The sequence below is a fragment of the Shewanella schlegeliana genome (assembly GCF_016765635.1).
GTDB classification, from domain to species: domain Bacteria; phylum Pseudomonadota; class Gammaproteobacteria; order Enterobacterales; family Shewanellaceae; genus Shewanella; species Shewanella schlegeliana.
Window position 1 is genome coordinate 380,709 of sequence record NZ_JAESVD010000001.1, and the last position, 20,336, is coordinate 401,044.

The 20,336-nt window shown below is 43.2% G+C and carries 18 protein-coding genes; 9 read left to right on the forward strand and 9 right to left on the reverse strand.

The window, feature by feature from the left end:
- Positions 1–22 precede the first annotated feature (22 nt).
- From JMA39_RS01735 to JMA39_RS01745, 3 genes are all read right to left on the reverse strand, one after another.
- The gene (locus JMA39_RS01735; RefSeq protein WP_202720112.1) at positions 23–1,048 is read right to left on the reverse strand and encodes a GGDEF domain-containing protein; all 1,026 of its coding nucleotides are present in this window, start codon (positions 1,046–1,048) and stop codon (positions 23–25) included.
- Positions 1,049–1,309: 261 nt separating this feature from the next.
- Complete coding sequence (locus tag JMA39_RS01740; RefSeq protein WP_202720113.1) at positions 1,310–2,182, reverse strand: hypothetical protein; 873 nt, start codon at positions 2,180–2,182, stop codon at positions 1,310–1,312.
- 375 nt (positions 2,183–2,557) lie between these two features.
- Positions 2,558–2,944 carry a diacylglycerol kinase gene (locus tag JMA39_RS01745; protein WP_202720114.1) on the reverse strand — a complete coding sequence of 129 codons (387 nt, stop codon included), beginning with the start codon at positions 2,942–2,944 and terminating at the stop codon, positions 2,558–2,560.
- Positions 2,945–3,222: 278 nt separating this feature from the next.
- Here JMA39_RS01745 and JMA39_RS01750 point away from each other — a divergent pair, with 278 nt between their 5' ends.
- Positions 3,223–4,101, forward strand: coding sequence for a DNA ligase (locus JMA39_RS01750; protein ID WP_202720115.1), 879 nt, complete (start codon positions 3,223–3,225; stop codon positions 4,099–4,101).
- 72 nt (positions 4,102–4,173) lie between these two features.
- On the opposite strand, the gene JMA39_RS01755 is transcribed toward JMA39_RS01750, so the two are convergent.
- Entirely contained in the window at positions 4,174–4,830 is a 657-nt protein-coding gene (locus JMA39_RS01755) for an NAD(P)H-dependent oxidoreductase (protein ID WP_202720116.1), read from the reverse strand.
- 260 nt (positions 4,831–5,090) lie between these two features.
- Between JMA39_RS01755 and JMA39_RS01760 the strand changes: the two genes are divergently transcribed.
- A complete protein-coding gene (locus JMA39_RS01760) occupies positions 5,091–5,579 on the forward strand; it encodes a low molecular weight protein-tyrosine-phosphatase (protein WP_202720117.1) in 489 nt (162 codons plus the stop codon).
- Between the two features lie 140 nt (positions 5,580–5,719).
- Here the strand turns inward: JMA39_RS01760 and ylqF are convergent, their stop codons facing one another.
- Together ylqF and JMA39_RS01770 are read right to left on the reverse strand one after the other, a co-directional pair.
- A complete protein-coding gene (ylqF, locus tag JMA39_RS01765) occupies positions 5,720–6,658 on the reverse strand; it encodes a ribosome biogenesis GTPase YlqF (RefSeq protein WP_202720118.1) in 939 nt (312 codons plus the stop codon).
- 117 nt (positions 6,659–6,775) lie between these two features.
- On the reverse strand, positions 6,776–7,615 hold the full coding sequence (locus JMA39_RS01770; protein WP_202720119.1) for an isopenicillin N synthase family dioxygenase: 840 nt from the start codon (positions 7,613–7,615) through the stop codon (positions 6,776–6,778).
- Positions 7,616–8,045: 430 nt separating this feature from the next.
- Between JMA39_RS01770 and JMA39_RS01775 the strand changes: the two genes are divergently transcribed.
- Entirely contained in the window at positions 8,046–8,951 is a 906-nt protein-coding gene (locus tag JMA39_RS01775) for a bifunctional methionine sulfoxide reductase B/A protein (RefSeq protein ID WP_202720120.1), read from the forward strand.
- 85 nt (positions 8,952–9,036) lie between these two features.
- Here the strand turns inward: JMA39_RS01775 and JMA39_RS01780 are convergent, their stop codons facing one another.
- Together JMA39_RS01780 and rne are read right to left on the reverse strand one after the other, a co-directional pair.
- Positions 9,037–10,596: a SulP family inorganic anion transporter gene (locus JMA39_RS01780; RefSeq protein WP_202720121.1), complete on the reverse strand. Its 1,560-nt coding sequence runs from the start codon at positions 10,594–10,596 to the stop codon at positions 9,037–9,039.
- A gap of 130 nt (positions 10,597–10,726) precedes the next feature.
- Positions 10,727–13,987, reverse strand: a complete 3,261-nt coding sequence (gene rne, locus JMA39_RS01785; protein ID WP_202720122.1) for a ribonuclease E — start codon at positions 13,985–13,987, stop codon at positions 10,727–10,729.
- Positions 13,988–14,584: 597 nt separating this feature from the next.
- Between rne and rluC the strand changes: the two genes are divergently transcribed.
- Positions 14,585–15,544 (forward strand): 23S rRNA pseudouridine(955/2504/2580) synthase RluC, encoded by a 960-nt coding sequence (gene rluC / locus JMA39_RS01790; RefSeq protein WP_202720123.1) that lies wholly within the window; start codon positions 14,585–14,587, stop codon positions 15,542–15,544.
- Complete coding sequence (locus JMA39_RS01795; protein ID WP_202720124.1) at positions 15,541–16,188, forward strand: HAD-IA family hydrolase; 648 nt, start codon at positions 15,541–15,543, stop codon at positions 16,186–16,188. The genes rluC and JMA39_RS01795 overlap by 4 nt, the downstream gene beginning before the upstream one ends.
- A gap of 857 nt (positions 16,189–17,045) precedes the next feature.
- Here the strand turns inward: JMA39_RS01795 and JMA39_RS01800 are convergent.
- A complete protein-coding gene (locus JMA39_RS01800; RefSeq protein ID WP_202720125.1) occupies positions 17,046–17,627 on the reverse strand; it encodes a Maf family protein in 582 nt (193 codons plus the stop codon).
- Positions 17,628–17,970: 343 nt separating this feature from the next.
- Here JMA39_RS01800 and JMA39_RS01805 point away from each other — a divergent pair, with 343 nt between their 5' ends.
- The 4 genes from JMA39_RS01805 (at position 17,971) to plsX (ending at position 20,334) form a co-directional block, all read left to right on the forward strand.
- The gene (locus tag JMA39_RS01805) at positions 17,971–18,171 is read left to right on the forward strand and encodes a hypothetical protein (RefSeq protein WP_202720126.1); all 201 of its coding nucleotides are present in this window, start codon (positions 17,971–17,973) and stop codon (positions 18,169–18,171) included.
- A 406-nt stretch (positions 18,172–18,577) separates the two neighbouring features.
- The gene (gene yceD / locus JMA39_RS01810; RefSeq protein ID WP_202720127.1) at positions 18,578–19,102 is read left to right on the forward strand and encodes a 23S rRNA accumulation protein YceD; all 525 of its coding nucleotides are present in this window, start codon (positions 18,578–18,580) and stop codon (positions 19,100–19,102) included.
- A 17-nt stretch (positions 19,103–19,119) separates the two neighbouring features.
- Entirely contained in the window at positions 19,120–19,290 is a 171-nt protein-coding gene (gene rpmF / locus JMA39_RS01815) for a 50S ribosomal protein L32 (protein WP_020913118.1), read from the forward strand.
- A 15-nt stretch (positions 19,291–19,305) separates the two neighbouring features.
- Positions 19,306–20,334 carry a phosphate acyltransferase PlsX gene (plsX, locus tag JMA39_RS01820; RefSeq protein ID WP_202720128.1) on the forward strand — a complete coding sequence of 343 codons (1,029 nt, stop codon included), beginning with the start codon at positions 19,306–19,308 and terminating at the stop codon, positions 20,332–20,334.
- Positions 20,335–20,336: the final 2 nt, after the last annotated feature.

A 20,336-nucleotide genomic window follows, 5' to 3' on the forward strand; every position in this document is an offset into this window, starting at 1 on the left:
GGACTAAAGCTTGAGCTGGCATTTAGCCCACTATTGGCATGACTCGGTTTCGGCCAAGATTTTTCGCTTGATACAACTGGCTGTCTGCCCGATCAATTAACGAGCCATGGTTATCGTTTACTTGATACTGGGCAACACCAAAAGATGCGCTGATGTTATTTATTGTTTCGCCTTTGCGTCTATCTTTTAAGGTCAGCTTTTCTAAACTACGGCGCATAGATTCTGCCAGTTGGCGTGCACGTCTTAATTGGCTCTTTGGTACGATAAGCGCAAACTCTTCCCCACCAAATCGATACAACTTAGTACCGTCTTTACAGGCCTCAGTTAAACGTTTGGTAACGGCTTTTAGCACTTGGTCACCTAGCTGGTGGCCGTAGGTATCGTTAAAGGCTTTAAAGTGATCGATATCGGCAATAATCAGGCAAAGTCCATCGGGATGTTGCGCTAAAATACCTTTAAGATCATTATCAAATGCTCGGCGGTTCAGCGATCCCGTTAATGCGTCATAGTGCATCTCATGTTCGGATTGCTTTAACTGCTGTTTTAGTACATCGATTTCTGATTGCGCTTTTGCTAGCTGAGCGGAGAAATGCTGAGCGCTGACTCGGATCTCATTGGAGTCTCGTACTAGGCCTTTAACAACTGTTAAAACCTCTTCAATGGTAAAGCCTTCATTGTCAATTTTATTTAGCTTATCGTAATTATTGTTTATCTTATGATGAAACTGACTCGCATCAAGGTTAGTGTCTTTGAGTGACTGCGACAGTTCTGTGACCATAGCATCGAGATTAAGGCGCATATCGACCACATTCAGTGCAGCCGGATCCGCTAAATACTCTCGATATAGGCGCTCACTGTGACTGGGAGGACAAGTGTTATATTGGCCAACAATCTCATCTAGGTGTTGATTGAGTTTAGGGTTTTTCTCGCCGACATAGGCATACCATAGAGCATAGTTTGTCGGTGTGGTTGGGATTTGGTGCTTAAGCATCAGGGGAATGGCTTTTTTTAACTTTAATGCCGACTCCTTTAGCAGTGGATTAGCCATTGCGGTGCCTTAATTGCGTATTAGTTTTTGATTTTATTGTTTGCATGCAATGAGCTGGTGATACCGTTGTGCATTATATATAGTCATTCTATTATGTTTTTCGCCGAGACAGAACTTTAAAAAACTCAAACAGAACAATAAATGAGCAAGTAGGTGTGCAAAACCAAAAGAGCTAACGACAAGAGAGTAAATAAGATCCTTCGATTTGAAAATCTCTTTACTTGCCTCCTGTGCTAAATATTTTGGCTTGGAAGTGCAGATTTAAAACTGATAACTGACCGAAAGCATAGGCCCTATAAAGCTGTAATAGATGTTGTAATCGGCAATTTTGATATCGGCAGCTGTAATGGTTGATGTGTATTCGACATCAACCTCATAATAATTAAAGGCTGCGGTCATATGCCAGTTCTCACTGATAGCGGCCTCTACGCCCATTCTAACATCGACTAAACCACCTTTAAGATCGTCTAATGTGATATAAAAATATTGTGCGTGACCATTAAGTTTAAAGCCGGGGTAAAACTCATAGGAGCCATAAAGACCAACATCGGGTAGCGGCGCTGTGAGCTTTTCATCTACCACTTTTGGGATCTCTACCATATCGGGGCAGCGAGTCTCCGTGGCAGCGTCACAGATCCCGATGTTTCCCTTAAATGCTGTTTTGATAAACATGGCATGTAAGCCTACTGAAACACCCACATCATAGTTATGACCTTGCCAAATATCGTAGCCATAACCCACTCGCATAATATCGATATTAAGGGTGCTATCTAACGAAATTCCAGATTTGATATCGTAGGTAGTGTCATCCCAAGTAAATTGGAATGGTTTTTCAACCGACTGAACTAAAGCACTGCGGTGAAGCTGTTTCCAATCGGCATATAAGGTGTGGCGATCGTTAAAGTGATGAGAAAACTCGAAGAAGGGTAAAAATTGAGACTCTTCTAGTTTTAGATCGGCTTCGAAATCCAGTACAAATTCATTACCTAAAATAGGATCGTTAACATCAATGGTTGAGTCAGTATTGGCATAAAAGCCACCGACCCGGATGACAGTACTGTTATCCGCAAAAGTTATAGGGCTCGCGACCAAAGCCATTGTAGCGGCACTGCGAATGATGAAACTTTTAACCATTAAAAGTCACTCCGTTTTTCTTGTTCTTATTAGCACTTAATTTATAAAGCGCTTTTATTATTCGGCCTTTAGCATAGCAGGATTATTGGTGATGTGAATAAATTGTTTCAAAAAATGTGTTGGTTGTTTGATTTAATGCAAGAATAGTGTGTCCCGGCATTGGCGGGTTAGCTTTTATCAATAAATTCGAGTTAGCAAACCGATAAATACACTAGAGAAGAAGCAAACTGTAGAGTTGGGGTAAGATTTATCACTCATTATCAAAAGGTCGATTATTACAGAGTGAATATTGAGTTAACTGTGGTTATGCTGAGAAGTTCATAGATTTAATGCCTAGAGTTCATCGACCTCTAGGCATTAAAATCGAAGTAGGGTTTAAAACGATAGAATATCAAAAAGCTTAGGCAATAAGATAATTGCCCAGGTCAAGCCACAGAATGCGAGGCTCATAAATACCGCTGCCGAGGCAATATCTTTAGCTTGGCCACTTAAAGGATGGTGCTCATCGCTAATCCTATCGACGACGGCTTCAATTGCAGAATTAAGAAGTTCGACAATTAATACTAAAAATAGTCCTAACAGAAGCAAAACTCGCTCCACTGTTGTTACATCGACTAATAACGCGATGGGTAACATAATCGCCGCTAAGATCAACTCTTGTCTAAACGCCGCCTCGTGCTGCCACGCGAGCTTTAGGCCTTGTATTGAAAACCCAGTAGCTCTGATGATGCGCTTTATTCCATGATTATTAGCAGGTTTCATAGCATTCCAAAATAGTATTCATAATAGTGTTTCATCGTTGGGGACTCATTTGATAACGATATCTTTGGTCTGATGATTAACATTTGCCGCGGAGTATAGCATGTTCCACTTTTGATTTAATTCAAAAAACGAAACCTAAAAGTCGTAACTTAAAGCCCGTCAATGCTGTTGAACTTAGCTAACTCGGTTAAATGGGTCTAGGCTTAAGCTTTAGTGAGCAAGAACTATCGCTAGTCGATAGAGTGCACAGGATGTGCGGACCCATGCAAGGAGCAAGTATGATGTTATTGAGACAGTTCAACGGATTCATATTCTGGTCACTTTTGGCTTACCTTGGCTGTATTGACAAGCTTTACGCCGAAGAGTCTCACGATAAAGCACCAGATAAACCCTCTATTCAGTTAGCCTCAACATTACAAAAACCTGTTGCCGATATTACCGAGTATCTAGTCAGTGAAAAGCTCGATGGAGTACGAGGTCATTGGGATGGTAAGTTTATGTATAGCCGTTCAGGCCGAAAAATAGCTGTGCCAGCTTGGTTTGTTAAGGGGTTTCCAAACTACTCATTAGATGGCGAGTTATGGATTAAACGTGGCGCATTCGAGCAAGTATCCGCAATAGTTAGAAAATCCCAAGCGACCAAAGAGGAGTGGCAAACCGTCAAATTTATGGTGTTTGACCTGCCTGGAGAGGCTAGCGTTTTTGAATTACGCTACCATAGAGCGGTAAAGGAGCTAAGTCATATCAGTCCATACCTAAAGGTGATAACTCAATACCAGGTTGAGAATTACCAATCATTAGATACTGATTTACAAGAGGTGATAGCCAAAGGTGGCGAAGGTCTAATGTTACATAAGAAAAGCGCCTTCTATACAGCTGGGCGCAGTAAAGATATTGTCAAAGTTAAGCCATTTGATGATGCTGAGGCAAAGGTAATTGGTTATTCCCCAGGAAAGGGGCGCTTTAGTGGCATGATGGGGGCGTTAATCGTTAAAAATAAACAGGGTAAAACATTTAATCTAGGAACCGGTTTCACCCTAGAGCAAAGACAAAGCCCGCCAAGAATTGGAAGTTTAGTGACCTATAAATACTATGGGTTGACGCAAAAAGGTACACCCAGGTTTGCGAGTTTTTTACGCGTGAGAAAGGCTCAATAGTAGTGAATAAAAAAACGACTTCAGGTTCGGGCGTTCTCTCGAACCTGAAGTAAGTGAGCTATTAAAGTAGGTCTAAAGCACCTGAAGCACATCTTCAATGGCCAGACGTGATTTAGGTAGGGCTGCATTATAATCTTTTTCAGCATTGTGGTAGCCCATGGCTAATGCAACATTACATTGATAACCACCAAGTTCCTCTTTAAAGATCTCACCGATTAATTCACTGTCAACCCCTTCCATTGTGGTGGAGTCAATTCCAAGTCGGGCAAGAGTATGCAGCGTATTGCCCAAGGCTAGGTAGGCCTGAGACTTAGTCCAAGCGGCGTTGTTACCAGTATCATCGGTATTGAGCTCAACAAAAGCAAAAGCGCCAAATGCTTGCTCTCTGTCTTCTGCTCCCATGCGACCATCGGTAATACCTTTATCAATCACTTTTGCATAATCTTCGCGACTGTAGTGTGGGTTGTGAGCAAAGAGCACAATATGCGAAGCTGATTTAATATGAGGCTGATTAAATTGAAATTTATTGGCAAATGTATCGTGCATACGTTGCTTAGCTTCATCACTTTCAATCACAATGAACTTCCAAGGCTGTGAGTTGATAGATGATGCTGATAGGTTCATTGCCTGATAGATCACATCAAGGTCAGCCTGAGGAATACGCTTTGACGCATCATAACACTTTGTTGTGTAGCGGTTTTCAAGATCGGTAATAATTTGGTGTGTCATATTTGTGTCCTAATGTGGCAAGGTAAATCAATAAATTAGTTGCTGCTATCCTACCTGTATCTAAAGCAATGAAATAGTGTTTGTTTGTTGATTTATCATCAATTTTTTTTTGATAATTATTGCTTATTAGTACGTTGAAGCTATAAAAAGGTTGGGCATGATATTGTTAATTCACTGAATGCAAATTGTAGTTAACTAGGGCACAAAATGATGGCTCAATAGCGCATAGATAGTTAACAACATTTAGTTAGGATACTGATATGAAACAAATTTCCTCTGTTCTATTTGTATGTATGGGCAATATCTGTCGCTCTCCTTCGGCTGAGGCGATGTTTAGAGCGAAAGCGAATGTAGCTGGGCTAGAAATTGAGATCGACTCGGCGGGGACTATTGCCTATCACCAAGGTAATGCACCCGATAGACGCTCGATTGCAGCAGGGGTTAAGCGCGGTTTAAACTTTGATGGCATGAGAGCGAGACAGGTAGAGCAGACTGACTTTACTTATTTTGACTTGATTCTTGCTGCGGATAAGCAAAACCTACAGGACTTAAAGCGGATCTGCCCGATGGAACATCAGCATAAATTAGCTTTGATACTGGATTTTTGTGATTTTCAAAGTCACGAGATAGTGTACACAGAAGTGCCCGATCCGTATTATGGTGCGGGTGATGGTTTTGAGTTAGTTTTAGACCTGCTTGAGAATAGTTCTAGTCATCTGCTGCAGCGTATTCAAAGAGGCTTGCTGTAAGCATTATCCTACTGAGCATATAGTAGAATATAGAACGCTGGATATTGCTGGTTTACTGCAAGTACTCGAGATGGGTTTATATTAATGAAGTACTAAAAAAGCGCTAAATAGCGCTTTTTTAGTACTCGGTAGATAAGAGGTTAGCTTAAACGTTTTCCTGAACGCTTCAAGCGCTCTTGCTCTTTACGAGCATCTTCTTTTGCTTGCTTCTCTGCAAGAATTTTCGCAACTTCTGCTTTTTCAATTTCAGCCATCGCCGGTGTTTCTAGCGATAGTTGACCGATACGACCCGCTCGGAAGTCATGCAATAACACTTCTGATGCCTTATGCAGATCGATTCGTCCACCTGGGCGTAGTGCACCACGGTTGCGGCCAATCGCTTCTAGCAGTTCAATGTCAGTATCAGGCATCTGCTTGATCTTGTAACGCTCAGCAATCGCTTCTGGGTACGCTTGAAGGAAGTATTCTGCGGCGAACATAGCCACATCTTCATACTCCATCGCGGTATCTTTAATCGCACCCGTTACAGCAAGGCGGTAACTACTCTTTTCGTTATCGACTTTTGGCCACAAAATACCAGGTGTGTCAGATAGAACAATACCGTTTCTAAGATTGATCCGCTGCTGGGTTTTAGTCACAGCAGGCTCGTTACCAGTTTTTGCAATCATGCGGCCTGCAAGCGTGTTGATAATGGTGGATTTACCTACGTTTGGGATCCCCATAATCATGGTACGAATATCTTTTTCTATCTTATCTCGGCTAGGCACAAACTTACGGCACAAGTCCGGGATCTTCTTCACTTGTGATGCTTGTAAAGTGGTAATTGCCATTGCCTTAACACCTTGCTCTTGCTCAAGGTATTCAATCCACTGCTGCGTTGTTTCTGGATCGGCTAAGTCAGATTTGTTGAGTAATTTGATACAGGGCTTATCGCCACGCAGCGTTTGCACCATAGGGTTTTCGCTACTGTAAGGGATCCTCGCATCAAGCACTTCTATCACCAAATCGACTTGAGGCATAACCTCTTCGATCTCTTTTCGTGCCTTGTGCATGTGTCCTGGATACCACTGAATTGCCATGTGTGCGCTCTACTATCAAATTACTAAATTAAGGGGATTTTACCTTGTTCTGCTTAAGTTTAACAAACAAAAAGCGCCCTAAGGCGCTTATTGGGTACTTATTGAGTGTGAATGAGCCTAAATTACCCCTAATTCTCTGAGACGTTCCATCAGGTAGCTGTCGGCGGTGTATTTGTCTGACAACTTTACTTCAGGGTTTGGATGCAAAAAGAGCGGTAGTGAAAGACGAGACTTGGTTTTGTCCATCCCCTCAGGATTGATCACGCGGTGGCTTGTTGACGGATAATAACCCGCAGAGGCCTCTTGCAGCATATCGCCAATGTTAATGATTAAGTTACCAAAATCACTAGGGACATCTATCCAACTGCCATCCTTTAGCTGCACCTGCAATCCAGGTTCATTTGCTGCTGGAAGCACGGTTAGTAGATTGATATCTTCATGAGCAGCTGCGCGTATCGCCCCTAGCTCTTCATCGCCAGACATTGGAGGGTAGTGCAGTACTCGTAATAGTGTTTTTTGGCTGTTTTCAATCATCTTTGGCAGTGCGATTGAAAATCTTTGTTTTACTTCACTTGGTGAGTGACTCTCTACCCACTGTAGTAACTCTGCAGCCAAGGCGTTGGCGTTATCGTAGTACTTTAAGATATTGTCTTTCAGTGAGTCTGGAATGCGTCCCCACGGGTAAACATGGAAGTATTCCTTGATATCTTTAACTGAGTGGCCTTTAGCTGTCTCAGATATTTCGGCTGGGAAAAAACCGTCTTGTGTTTGAGGATTAAATAGAAATGCTCGCTTTTCTGCAGTGTTAAAAAATGCGTGCCATTCTTGATAGATGCTCTCAACCAGATCTTTATCGATAGGGTGGTTAGTTAACACACCAAAACCGGTTTCTTTTAGTGAGGATACAAATCTCTCTGCTGCATCGCTTGCTTGGTAATCTATTGTTTCTAATCTCATTTTGATTCTTCTTATTATTAAACCCAAGGCAAGTGTAACGAGGACAAATTCGCGATGCAAACAGATGTGATGTAGATCACGCTGCTGATTGTTTAGCTGTAAAAAAAGTGTGGCCGAGGCTCTCGATAAATCGATATGGGTTAACTGTTTAGCTATCAACAAGGGGAGGAGAATTTAATTTTAAAAGTGGAGGTTTTTTTGCGTTACTCTTGGTTATCCCCCTTAATTTACGCCACTTAAGTTATGGTCATTAAATTAGGGGGCTAAAATTATCGTACTTAACGATAGTCAGAAGCGCAGCCTGTGAGGAGGTGATAATTTATCATGATTAGTTCGCTAACCCATTTGAAAGCTTTTGTTAATCTGTAGGGTCTACTGATTGCGGACCCAGAACATTAGAGACCAATGAGCCTAGATAGAGAAGTGATAGATGCGTAAATTAACAGAATTTGAAAAGCATGTAATTGAGCAGAAGGGCACCGAGCGACCTTTTAGTGGTGAGTATTATCAACATGATGCACCGGGGGTATATTGTTGTAAAAAGTGCGATGCGCCTTTATATCGCTCAGAAAGTAAGTTTAACGCCCATTGTGGTTGGCCAGCCTTTGATGATGAAATTGAAGGTGCGGTAAAGCGCAATATGGATGCCGATGGCATGCGAGTTGAAATTGTTTGTGCCCATTGTGATGGTCATCTTGGTCATGTGTTTGAAGGCGAACAGTTAACGCCGAACAACATCAGGCACTGCGTCAATTCTGTCTCCATGGTTTTTAAATCTGCAGATGAGCTTATAGATAACTCAAGCGCCACAGAGTTAGCTACATTGGGTGGAGGCTGCTTTTGGTGTATCGAAGCCGTATTTGCCGCGATTAAGGGCGTAAGCAAAGTCACTTCTGGTTATGCGGGAGGCGCTGCTGATGACGCTAATTATAAAGCCGTATGCAGTGGTATGACAGGACATGCTGAGGTAGTACAGATAACGTTTGATCCAAGAGAAGTCAGTTTTGAAAGTTTGCTTGAAGTGTTTTGGCAAAGTCACGATCCGACGACATTAAATCGGCAAGGCAATGATGTGGGGGCGCAATATCGCTCGGTGATCTTTATTCATAATGAGCAGCAGGCTTTAATCGCCAATAGAATGATAGTTGACTTAACTAAAGCTGCGGCGTGGCCCAATCCAATTGTGACTGAAGTGGTTGCCTATGATGGTTTCTTTGCTGCTGAAGATTATCACAACGACTATTTTGAGCTCCATGGAGAGCAGCCGTACTGTCAAATGGTGGTGAAACCTAAGGTCGATAAAATTAAAGCCCTGTTTGCAGATAGGTTAAAGTAGCTTTTCTTTTTAACTGTAATATCGAAAACAAAAAGACGGGCTATACCCGTCTTTTTTATCACTTTAGCTATTAGCCTGAATCGATTTACGAGTCTAGCTTATCATCGGCCACTTTATAGTGAGGATCTTCAATCAAGTTAACCTCAACTAAATCACCCGCTTTATCTAGCAACTTCTTACAGTCACGGCTTAAATGGCGTAAATGCAGTCGTTTGCCTGCACCTACATAACGCTCGGCTAGCGTATCGATAGCATCTAGGGCTGAGTGATCGCACACTCGTGAGTTTTGGAAATCGACAATAACATCTTGTGGATCGGTCTTAGCGTGGAATAGCTCTAAGAATTCAGCAACTGAACCGAAGAATAGCGGGCCGTTTAGCTTATACACTTTCCAGCCATTTTGATCTTCGCTGATCTCTACGTTGATATGTTTTGCATGTTCCCAAGCAAATACCAATGCAGAAACGATAACACCAACAAATACCGCGAATGCAAGGTCTGTAAATACCGTCACTATGGTCACAAGGATGATAACGAATGCATCGTGCTTAGGCACTTTGCGCATCACTTTAAAGCTTGCCCACTCGAATGTACCGAGAACCACCATAAACATCACACCAACGAGAGCCGCTAGTGGGATCATCTCGATAAATGCTGAACCGAACAGGATAAATGCAAGTAAAGCAAGCGCTGCAGTTATGCCCGATAGTCGTCCACGTCCACCTGAGTTGATGTTAATCATTGACTGACCAATCATGGCGCAGCCACCCATGGCACCGAAGAAGCCGCTAGTAATATTACCCACGCCTTGACCAATACACTCTTTGTTACCACGTCCACGAGTACCAGTCATCTCGTCAATAACCGTTAGGGTTAACAGTGACTCAATCAAGCCCACTGCCGCAAGAATAAGCGAGTAAGGAAGAATGATATAAAGCGTCTCTAGATTGAACTCAACGGCAGGAATAGAGAAGGTTGGCAGACTACCTGCAATGGTCGCATTGTCGTTACCACTCATTGACTTTAAAAAGTCTAGTACGGTGCGAGTATCTAGGTTAAAGAAGGTAACCAGTAACGTCACAGTTAATATTGCAGCCAATGACGACGGTATTGCAGTAGTAAGCTTTGGTAAGAACTGAATAATAGCCATCGTTAACGCGACTAAACCAAGCATCAACAGGAGTTGATCTTGTGGCAGCCAGCTGAGCACGCCGTTGGCATCGGGTGTTTTGAACTGACCAAGCTGAGCTAAGAAGATCACGATTGCTAAGCCGTTCACAAAACCTATCATTACAGGGTAGGGAACGATACGAATAAACTTACCGAGTTTAAAGACACCCGCGGAAACTTGAATTAATCCCGCAAGCACTACGGCAGCAAATAAGTACTGAACCCCATGCTCGGCAACAAGGGCAACCATGACCACAGCCATGGCTCCGGTGGCACCTGAGATCATACCTGGACGACCACCAATAAGCGCCGTAATAAGACCCATAATGAAAGCTGCATATAAGCCAACCATAGGCTCAACACCTGCAACGAATGCAAATGCAACCGCTTCAGGGACTAATGCAAGGGCAACGGTTAGCCCTGAAAGTAAGTCAGCTCTGTGACTGGCAGTTTTGTGACGAATAAGATCGAACATTTAGCCTCTGTTATAATTTTGTTGTAGTAGTAATGAATATCGGCCGCGAATACTAACAAATTTCGGCCTGTTTTTAAATAAAAAAGCCATGCTATAAAGCATGGCTTTTAGGTAAACCGATTAACTCAGTTTATGTGCGGACAGTTTCTGAATTAGCACTGTTTGCAGTTCTTGGCTTTGCAATTTCGGCTGATTCGCTCGCTTCATATTGACGCCCTGTAGGGGTAGCAATATTTGCTCTGGTTTCAACTGTAGGCTTAGTTGTATCTGACATAACCATAGAACCAAAACGGCTAGTTGCTTTAGCGACAGACTTAACTTCAACTGCAGTCTCGACAACCGGTGCTTTTTCAGCAATGGCTTCTACTGTTGATTGTTGAGTTGCCTGAATAGCAGCAGGTTTTGCCATTGGGGCTGAAGCTGTCTTAGAAGAGGCCTCTACCTTTTTAGCAGGTTCGCTAGGCTTAGCTTCAACTTCTGGCTTAGCTTCAACTACAGGCTTAGCTTCAACTTCAGGTTTCACTTCAACTACAGGTTTCGCTTCAACTTCAGGTTTAGCTTCAACTTCAGGTTTCGCTTCAACTACTGGTTTAGCTTCAACTACTGGTTTAGCTTCAACTACAGGTTTCGCTTCAACTTCAGGTTTCGCTTCAACTACTGGTTTAGCTTCAACTACTGGTTTAGCTTCAACTACTGGTTTAGCTTCAACTTCTGGCTTAGCTTCAACTACAGGTTTCGCTTCAACTTCTGGCTTAGCTTCAACTACAGGTTTCGCTTCAACTTCTGGCTTAGCTTCGACTACAGGTTTCGCTTCAACTTCTGGCTTAGTTTCAACTACAGGTTGAGCTTCAACAGCAGCTTTTGCTTCAGCTGGTGCAACAACTACAACATCAGAAGTGCTTTCAACGACAGTCGTTACAGGCTCAATGGCTGCAACTGCAGATTGACCTTCTTCTGTTTGCTGAGCTGCGTCTCCATCACGGCGGCGACGTTGACCTGCAGCGCGAAGATGACGCGGGCTACGACGGCTTCTGCGCTGGCCTTCACGTGGCTCACGTGCATTCTCTTCTGAAGTCACTTCTTCAGTTGAGTCAACTTTAGCCTCTACGTTTGTTTCAGCAACTTTTTCAACCTTAGCTTCAACTGGCGTTTCTACAGCAGGCTTTGGTGCTTCAACAGCTGTTTCAACCGTAGTTGTCGCTTCAACTTGTTCTGCTACTTCAGTCGCTTCAACTTTAGCCTTAGGTTTGCGTGGCTGACGCTTTGGACGTGCAGGCTTATCTTCGTTTGTCGCTAAAGTTGGTGCTGGAGCATCAACTTTAGCGGCTTCCGCTTTAACCTCTTCAGTCTCGTTGCTTACACGCACTTTACGACGCATGTTACGACGTTGGCGACGTTCACGTGCTGCTTCTTGCTTAGGCTGCTCGTTCTCGTTGCTACTCTCTTGGCGAGAGCGTGTTTTTTCGGCGCGAGGTTGACGTTTGCTTGTATCTTCTTGAGACTGAGAACGATCGTCGGTTCTATCGTTACGACTGTTCTTGCTACGCTTCTCTTTAGTCTGCTCTGTGTCGTTACGGTTTTCATTGCGGTTACGACGAGGGTCATTACGGCGATTACTATTACGACGGTTATTATTACGGCCTTGGCTGCTGCGGCTGTCTTTATCTTGCTTCTTAGGTTCAGCTTTTGGCTCTTCTTTGCTACCAAATAGAGAACTAATAGCTGCAGCAATCTTAGCAAAGAAACCAGGTTCTTCTTTCTTTGGTGCAGCAGGCTTAGTTTCAACTATTGGTGCTTTCTTTGGCGTAGAGAAACCTTTTAGTGCTGGCTGTGGAGCCGCAGCTCTTTCAAGCTTACGTGGTTCGTATAGCTTAGACTCTTCTTTTTCAAGTAACTTGTAGCTAGACTCACTGATCTCATCATCCTTACGATGACGTACAACACGGTAATCCGGTGTGGTCATATTTGGATCTGGGATCACGTACACTTCAACGTTATGGCGTTTTTCAGTGATACGGATAGCTTTACGCTTTTCGTTTAGTAGGAAAGCGGCAACATCGACAGGCACAACCGCTTCAATTTGCGATGTGTTCTCTTTAATTGCTTCCTCTTCCATTAGACGAAGAATCGAGAGCGCAAGAGATTCTGTACCACGAATTGTACCTTGGCCATGACAACGTGGGCATAAATGTGCTGCAGACTCTTCAAGTGAAGGGCGTAGACGCTGACGCGACATCTCCATCAAGCCAAAGCGAGAGATACGGCCTAGTTGTACGCGAGCTCTGTCGTGATGAACGGCATCTTGCATACGTTTTTCAACTTCACGTTGATGACGTACTGGAGTCATATCGATAAAGTCGATAACAACTAAACCACCTAAGTCACGTAGACGTAATTGACGTGCAATTTCATCAGCGGCTTCAAGGTTAGTATTTAGTGCCGTCTCTTCGATATCACCGCCTTTCGTTGCGCGGGCTGAGTTAATGTCGATAGAGGTTAGCGCTTCAGTCGGATCGATTACAATCGAGCCACCAGATGGTAGACGCACTTCGCGTTGGAATGCAGACTCGATTTGAGTTTCGATCTGGTAATGTGTAAATAGTGGTACTTCAGCGTCGTAACGCTTAATACGCTCGACAAAGTCAGGACGAACAAGTGAAACGTGCTCTTTTGCCTGCTCATAGATGCGTGGGTGGTCGATCAAGATCTCGCCAACATCGCGACGTAAATAGTCACGGATAGCACGAACGATAACGTTACTTTCTTGATGGATTAGGAAAGGTGCTGGTGCACTCTCTGCAGCTTCTTTGATTGCAGCCCAGTGATGCTGTAGTACTTTTAAGTCCCACTTTAGTTCTGCTGGATCTTTACCCACACCTGCGGTGCGAACGATTAGACCCATGCCTTGTGGCACTTCAAGTTCTGCTAGAGCAGCTTTAAGTTCAGTACGCTCATCACCTTCGATACGACGTGAAATACCGCCGGCACGAGGGTTATTTGGCATAAGAACAAGATAAGAACCCGCTAGACTGATAAAGGTAGTCAGTGCGGCGCCTTTATTGCCGCGCTCTTCTTTATCAATTTGAATGATAACTTCCTGACCTTCTTTAACCACTTCCTTAATGCTAGGACGGCCTTGGAAAGAGTAACCCTTAGGGAAGTATTCACGAGCAATTTCTTTAAGAGGTAGGAAGCCGTGACGTTCAGCACCATAATCAACGAAGGCCGCTTCAAGAGACGGTTCTACTCGTGTAATTGTGCCTTTGTAAATATTGGCTTTCTTTTGTTCATGACCTGGGCTTTCGATATCCAAATCATACAGTTGTTGCCCATCAACAAGGGCAACGCGCAACTCTTCAGATTGAGTCGCATTGATTAACATCCGTTTCATGATGACGTAATTCTTCTTTAATAGTAGGTCATCAAACGATACTTATTTCACTGCATTACGGGCCTAGGATTATTAAACAGGACCTCACGGTCGGCCTCTAGGCAAGGTGCGCATTGCTGTTAGACGCATTCTCTGCGTGTCGCATCCTATTTATGGCTTATTTTTTAATGTTTACAAAAACAAGGAATTCGTTGTTAAACGTCAACCAACCCCATAAATTCTTTAAATACTTTCCAGTAATGCCAATTCGAAACGGTAGCGTCTGACGACGAGTTAAAATTATTCTTCGAAATGGGGGCGTATGCAGCAGAGAAACCAGTTGTAAGTTGGGTTTTCATTTCGATTTAGTCGTGAAAGCATATGTTAAGCTTTTTAATTGATACAACGACCCGTAAATCAATGATTTACTATCAAAATTAAAACATTTTTAGTCTCGTGCTGTAACGCTATGCTGCGGCGAGTTATGGACACTTTATCCACTATTTATCACCGATAGCCGGGGAAATATAGCAATAATAGATAAAATCAGCAAATGGAAAGGCATAAATCTTTTGAGTTGTGTACAATGCGTGGCAACGAAATACACGATGGCGCAGCATGAATACTCCACCTTTAAAAGCACAAGTTCAAATGGTCACGATTGATGAAGACCACGTTGGACAACGTATTGACAATTTTCTTCTGACAAAACTAAAAGGCGTCCCTAAAAGTATGATCTATCGGATCGTGCGTAAGGGCGAGGTCAGAGTCAATAAAAAACGCATCAAGCCAGAATACAAGTTGGCCGATGGTGACGTTGTGCGTGTTCCCCCAGTCCGGGTTTCTGAATCGGAAGGCCGACCTGGTCCATCAGCAAAGTTAACCAAAGTGTCTCAGCTCGAAGAGCGGATTTTGTATGAAGACAAATTTCTTATTGTGCTAAACAAGCCTTCGGGGATCGCCGTACATGGTGGTAGTGGTGTGGAGTTCGGCGTTATCGAGGCGATGCGTTCTTTACGTACACAACAGAAGTTTTTGGAATTGGTTCACCGACTCGATAAAGAAACATCGGGCGTGTTGCTTATTGCCAAGAAACGTAGCGCACTAAGACACCTACATGATCAACTTCGCTTTAAGAAGATGCAAAAGGATTATGTCGCACTGGTCAGAGGCGAGTGGCAGAGCCACGATAAGGTGATAAAAGCACCTTTACTTAAATTAACGCTTAAATCTGGTGAGCGTATCGTTCGTGTTAATAAAGAGGGTAAAGAGTCTGAAACCCGCTTTAAAGTTTTGCAGCGCTATAGCGATTCAACGCTAGTACAGGCGAGTCCAGTGACGGGACGTACTCACCAAATTCGTGTGCATTGTCAATATGCGGGTCACCCAATTGCTTGTGATGAGAAGTATAGTGAGCAGAAGTTTGATGACTCGATGCGAGCACAAGGACTAAATCGACTATTTTTACACGCGGCGCAGCTTAAGTTTACTCATCCCGACACGGAAGAGGTGATGCAGGTTAAAGCGCCATTAGACACAATACTCGAATCAACCTTAAAGAAGTTAAAGAAAGTATGAAGCCTTACGAATTAGTCATCTTTGATTGGGATGGAACCTTAATGGACTCCATCAGTAAAATTGTTACCTGTATGCAGCAGATGGCGCAATCGTTATCTATTGCCACGCCTTCAGAGTTAGCAATTCGCGATGTGATCGGTTTATCGATGGAAGAGGCACTTAAAACCTTGTATCCAACGTTACCGTCAGTCGACTTCGAACCCATGATTAATTCGTACAAAGAGCATTACTTAACGCTAAATACGACACCAAGCCCCCTGTTTGACGGTAGTGAAGAGTTACTGAGCCAGCTGAGCGCGAATCGTTACCGCTTAGCTGTGGCAACAGGGAAGGGGCGTAATGGCTTAAATAGAGTATTAACTGAAACAGGTTTAGGTCATCACTTTGAATCAAGCCGCTGTGCGGATGAGTCAAAGAGTAAACCTAACCCTGATATGATCCATGAGTTATTGGATGAGCTGAAAGTTAAGCCTCATCGAGCGATAATGGTTGGTGATTCATTACATGATCTAAATATGGCTAATAATGCCGGTATCGACGCGGTTGGTGTCAGTTATGGTGCTCATAGTGAATCAAAACTACTTTTGGCCCAGCCAAAGGCTATTATTCACAGGCCGATAGAATTGTTAAGTGTATTAGCCTAGCTTCTATAGCTTTAATGCTAATTGAACTAGCTTTGGCCAATTCTGATAGCTCTTAACTTTAGCTCCTAATTTCATAGCCTGTCTGCGAGTTTAGCCCCGATAATATAAACCCGGGGCTAAAACTTTACGCCTCTATTACCTTATAACTCTATTTTCATTGTCCGATGAGAATTCCTGCTATCAATGGAAACTTGGTCTGTACTCCCCCTAAGTCAGTATCCTTGTTTCTGTTCGAACATTTCATTATCGACATAATTGATTAATGAAGAGAGGGCGTCTAAAGGAGTATTCACTAAGTGAAGTCAGATGTTTGTGCTGTTCCTCATTTTGTGGCCAAATCCTCCCTATTATGGTTTAACGCTTTCTCAGCTTGGTAACTATAAACTCGCAATTTTGCTATTAACTCAAAACGAGGAAGATCTATCACCATCGAAAAATGCAATGACTCCCCCGTATACTTTCTTGTATGAGGACTGAGCAAAGCCCGCCCAGCGACAATTACTGATAAGAGTGAGTGCTTTTAATACTCGAGTAAAACTGTTCGTCGGCATAAGGTGTCATAGGAACAAGGTGTGACTAGTAGAGCAATGCTTGTTCAGTGCCGTTCTTATCCCAATCCCTAAACCATATACGGTGAGTTTAAGCCGCTAAGCATTGCCTTATTCGACTGTAAATCTAAGTTGAAATAGTCGTAGACGGCGTATTTGTTCGTAACCAAGCTAATGATGATGTCGTTAATCTAACCGTTTTTAAGGTTCAGTAAATCATTCGCAACAGGGCTACTAGCGCTAATTTGGGGTAATAGCGCTAGAACAGCTCGTTATTCGCAAGAAGCCTGTTGCAGCTCACTTGAGCGTTTAAAGCACGTTGACGCCTTGACGGTGGAGAAGGTCGATAAGTGAGATTAATGGTAGGCCTATTAATGTGTTTGGGTCTTTACCTTCAAGTCTTTCAAATAGTGCGATTCCAAGCCCTTCGCTCTTGAAACTGCCTGCGCAGTAATAAGGTTGCTCCATGTCGACATAATTGCAGATCTGTTCGTGGGTCAGGCTTCGAAAGTGCACGATGAACGGCTCTACAATCGCTTCGACTTCACCAGTGTTGCCGTTATGCAGGGCAAGACCTGTATAAAAGGTGATTGACTGACCACTGGCAGCCGTTAACTGCTCGATGGCCGTCTCACGTTTAAGTGGCTTACCAATGATTTGATTATTTATCACGGCAACTTGATCTGAGCCAATCACAATCGAGTTTGGCTTTTGTTTCGCTCCTGCAGCCGCTTTTAGCTTCGCTAAGCGCAAAACCAATTCGGTCGGGGATTCGTTATCAAGCGGAGTTTCATCGACCTCAGGAGAGCAGCTGTCAAATTCCAATGCTAACTTTTCGAGCAGTTGTTGCCTAAAAGGGGAGGTTGAAGCTAAAACGATGGATGTAGACATAGTGGACCTTGTGATGTTTACGATTGCCTAAAGTTTAGTGAGTGAGCCAAACCTTGTTGCGGCTATCGAGAGGCTTTCGCTCAAGATAAAGATGATATTGTCACTAAACTTGCTACATCGGGGCAAGTCTTATCGAGATTTTTTAATGGAATAATTATATCAATCGTTATCTATGGTAATTGGTAGGTAGATAAAAGGTTAACACTGACTAGTTAAGTGCTATTTATATCGTAACTCGACTGAAATTGATATCAATAGGTCGTATTCAGCTGGCATACAGGAGGTAAACCGTATTGTGTATTGGAACTAAGATGATTAAGACAGTATAGATAGGAGTATGGTTATGCTTAAATTATGGATTGCAATTTTGATTATGTTGTCTGTAGTGGTTCACTTAAGTGGCGATGTTAGCCGTCCATTTTATCCAACAATCTTGTTTGCAATGGTGCTTGGAGCGCTTGCGAGGGAAGGCATTGCAAGGCTTGACCATGTGGTAGTGCACTGGGCATCAGGTGTTAAGCACGCCAACAAACCTGAAAGTTAAACTATATTAATATAGTGCCTTTGAATGCAAATGAGTGATGCTTGAAAAGTCATTTCTAAGGGCGAGGCATCCTAATTTAGATGCCGAGTCGAAGGTGTTATTAAACTATTCAACTGCTTAGATTAAAACGCTTGGCTTAAAATTGAACCATTAATCGATAGTGATGACTCTTTTGTTGTAACTGTTTATAGAGCTGCTTTATTAACAAGGTCACAAAAAAAGATGTCGCCGATGGATTTACGAACACTTAAACGCATTTATAGGTGAAATATAATGTATTGGCGGCTTTGTTTCTTGTACAATGCGGTCACCTAACAACTCACTTAGCTGAATCAAACAGTGGTTATTCATCTTGAACGTACAAGAGTATTGACTTCTGCTAAAATTCACCTAAAATGCGCGCCTTATGCAAACAGTAAAGATACCGGTTTCAATTGATCCCGTTCGCGCTGCCAGTAGCCAGATTTCGTATGAAGGCATGGTACCTGGTAAGCAGTTAAAGCGATTAAATGAATTATGTGCCGGCGACTGTTCTGACGTGGCAGTGTCGCTTGAATGCGGCGTAGATATACAGGGGATAGTCTACCTTAACGGGAAGGCTGTGACGGAGCTCACTCTGGATTGTCAACGTTGTATGACACTATTTACCACTGAGGTTACGGTCGAGTTTAGTTTTGGACTTTGTAAGACTGAAGCTGAAATCGATGAGCTCCCGGATGCGTATGAGCCTATTGAGTGCAATGAAATTGGCGAAATTCGTCTGCATCAATTGATTGAAGATGAATTGATAGTTGCTATGCCTTTGATTGCCATGCATGAGAATGAAGATTGTCATCTAGGCAAACAAGATATAGTAGTAGGCGAGATCGAACCCGCTCAAGAGGAGCGTCCAAATCCGTTTGCAGTGTTAGAAAAACTGAAGAGCAAGTAATCTAGGAGACAGGGCCAATGGCTGTACAACAGAATAAAAAATCTCGTTCTAAGCGCGGTATGCGTCGTTCACACGATTCTTTGAGCACAGCTCAATTATCTGTGGATGCAACGAGTGGTGAACTACACCGTCGTCACAACGTGACTGCGGACGGTTTCTACCGTGGTCAAAAGGTTATCAACAAGTAATTTGTTGAGACCCTTATGACAAATCTGACGCTTGCGTTAGATGCGATGGGGGGCGACTTTGGTCCCCGCATCACAGTGCCTGCAACTTTGCAGGCACTTCGCTTAAACCCCCTCCTAAAAATCGTACTCGTGGGTGATAAAACCCAGATCGACGAACATTTAGCATCTGCCGAACCAGCAATAAAAAGCCGCATTGAGATTAAACATACGACCGAAGTGGTTACTATGTCTGATCGGCCTGTTCATGCCTTAAGAAATCGTAAGCAAAGCTCGATGCGTTTAGCCATTGAGTTAGTACGTGACGGAAAGGCGCAGGCATGTCTGAGCGCAGGTAATACAGGCGCGCTAATGGCGATGTCTAAAGTATTGCTTAAAACCCTGCCGGGTATCGACCGTCCAGCATTAGTAAGCTGTTTACCCGCGGTAAATAATACACCTGTTTATTTACTCGATTTGGGCGCAAATATCTCATGTGATTCCGAAACCTTATTCCAATTTGCGGTTATGGGTTCGGTGCTCAGTGAAACTGTTGATAAAACGGTGTCACCTAAGGTCGCGTTACTCAATGTTGGTATCGAAGAGATTAAAGGTAATGATCAAGTTCAACAGGCTGGTCAGTTACTGCAACAAATTCCTCAAATAAACTATACCGGTTTTATTGAAGGTGATGAGATTTACTCGGGTAATGTAGACGTGATTGTGTGTGATGGTTTTGTGGGTAATATCACTCTGAAAACCTCAGAGGGCATTGCTCGTTTGCTGATCCATCAATTGAAGAAAGGCTTAGGTGACGGATTTTTCGTTCGGATCCTTGCTAAAATCATCGCCCCACGTATACGTTCTTTGTTAAATCAGATGAACCCCGACCACTATAATGGCGCAAGTCTGATAGGATTGCGCGGAATTGTAGTAAAAAGTCATGGGTGCGCAGATGAAGCTGCTTTTTTACAAGCAATTACTTTGGCAGTAACCGAAGCGCAACGTCGACTCCCTCAGATGATCGAAGATCGTCTAGAGTCGATTCTTTTAGACATTAATAGCTGATA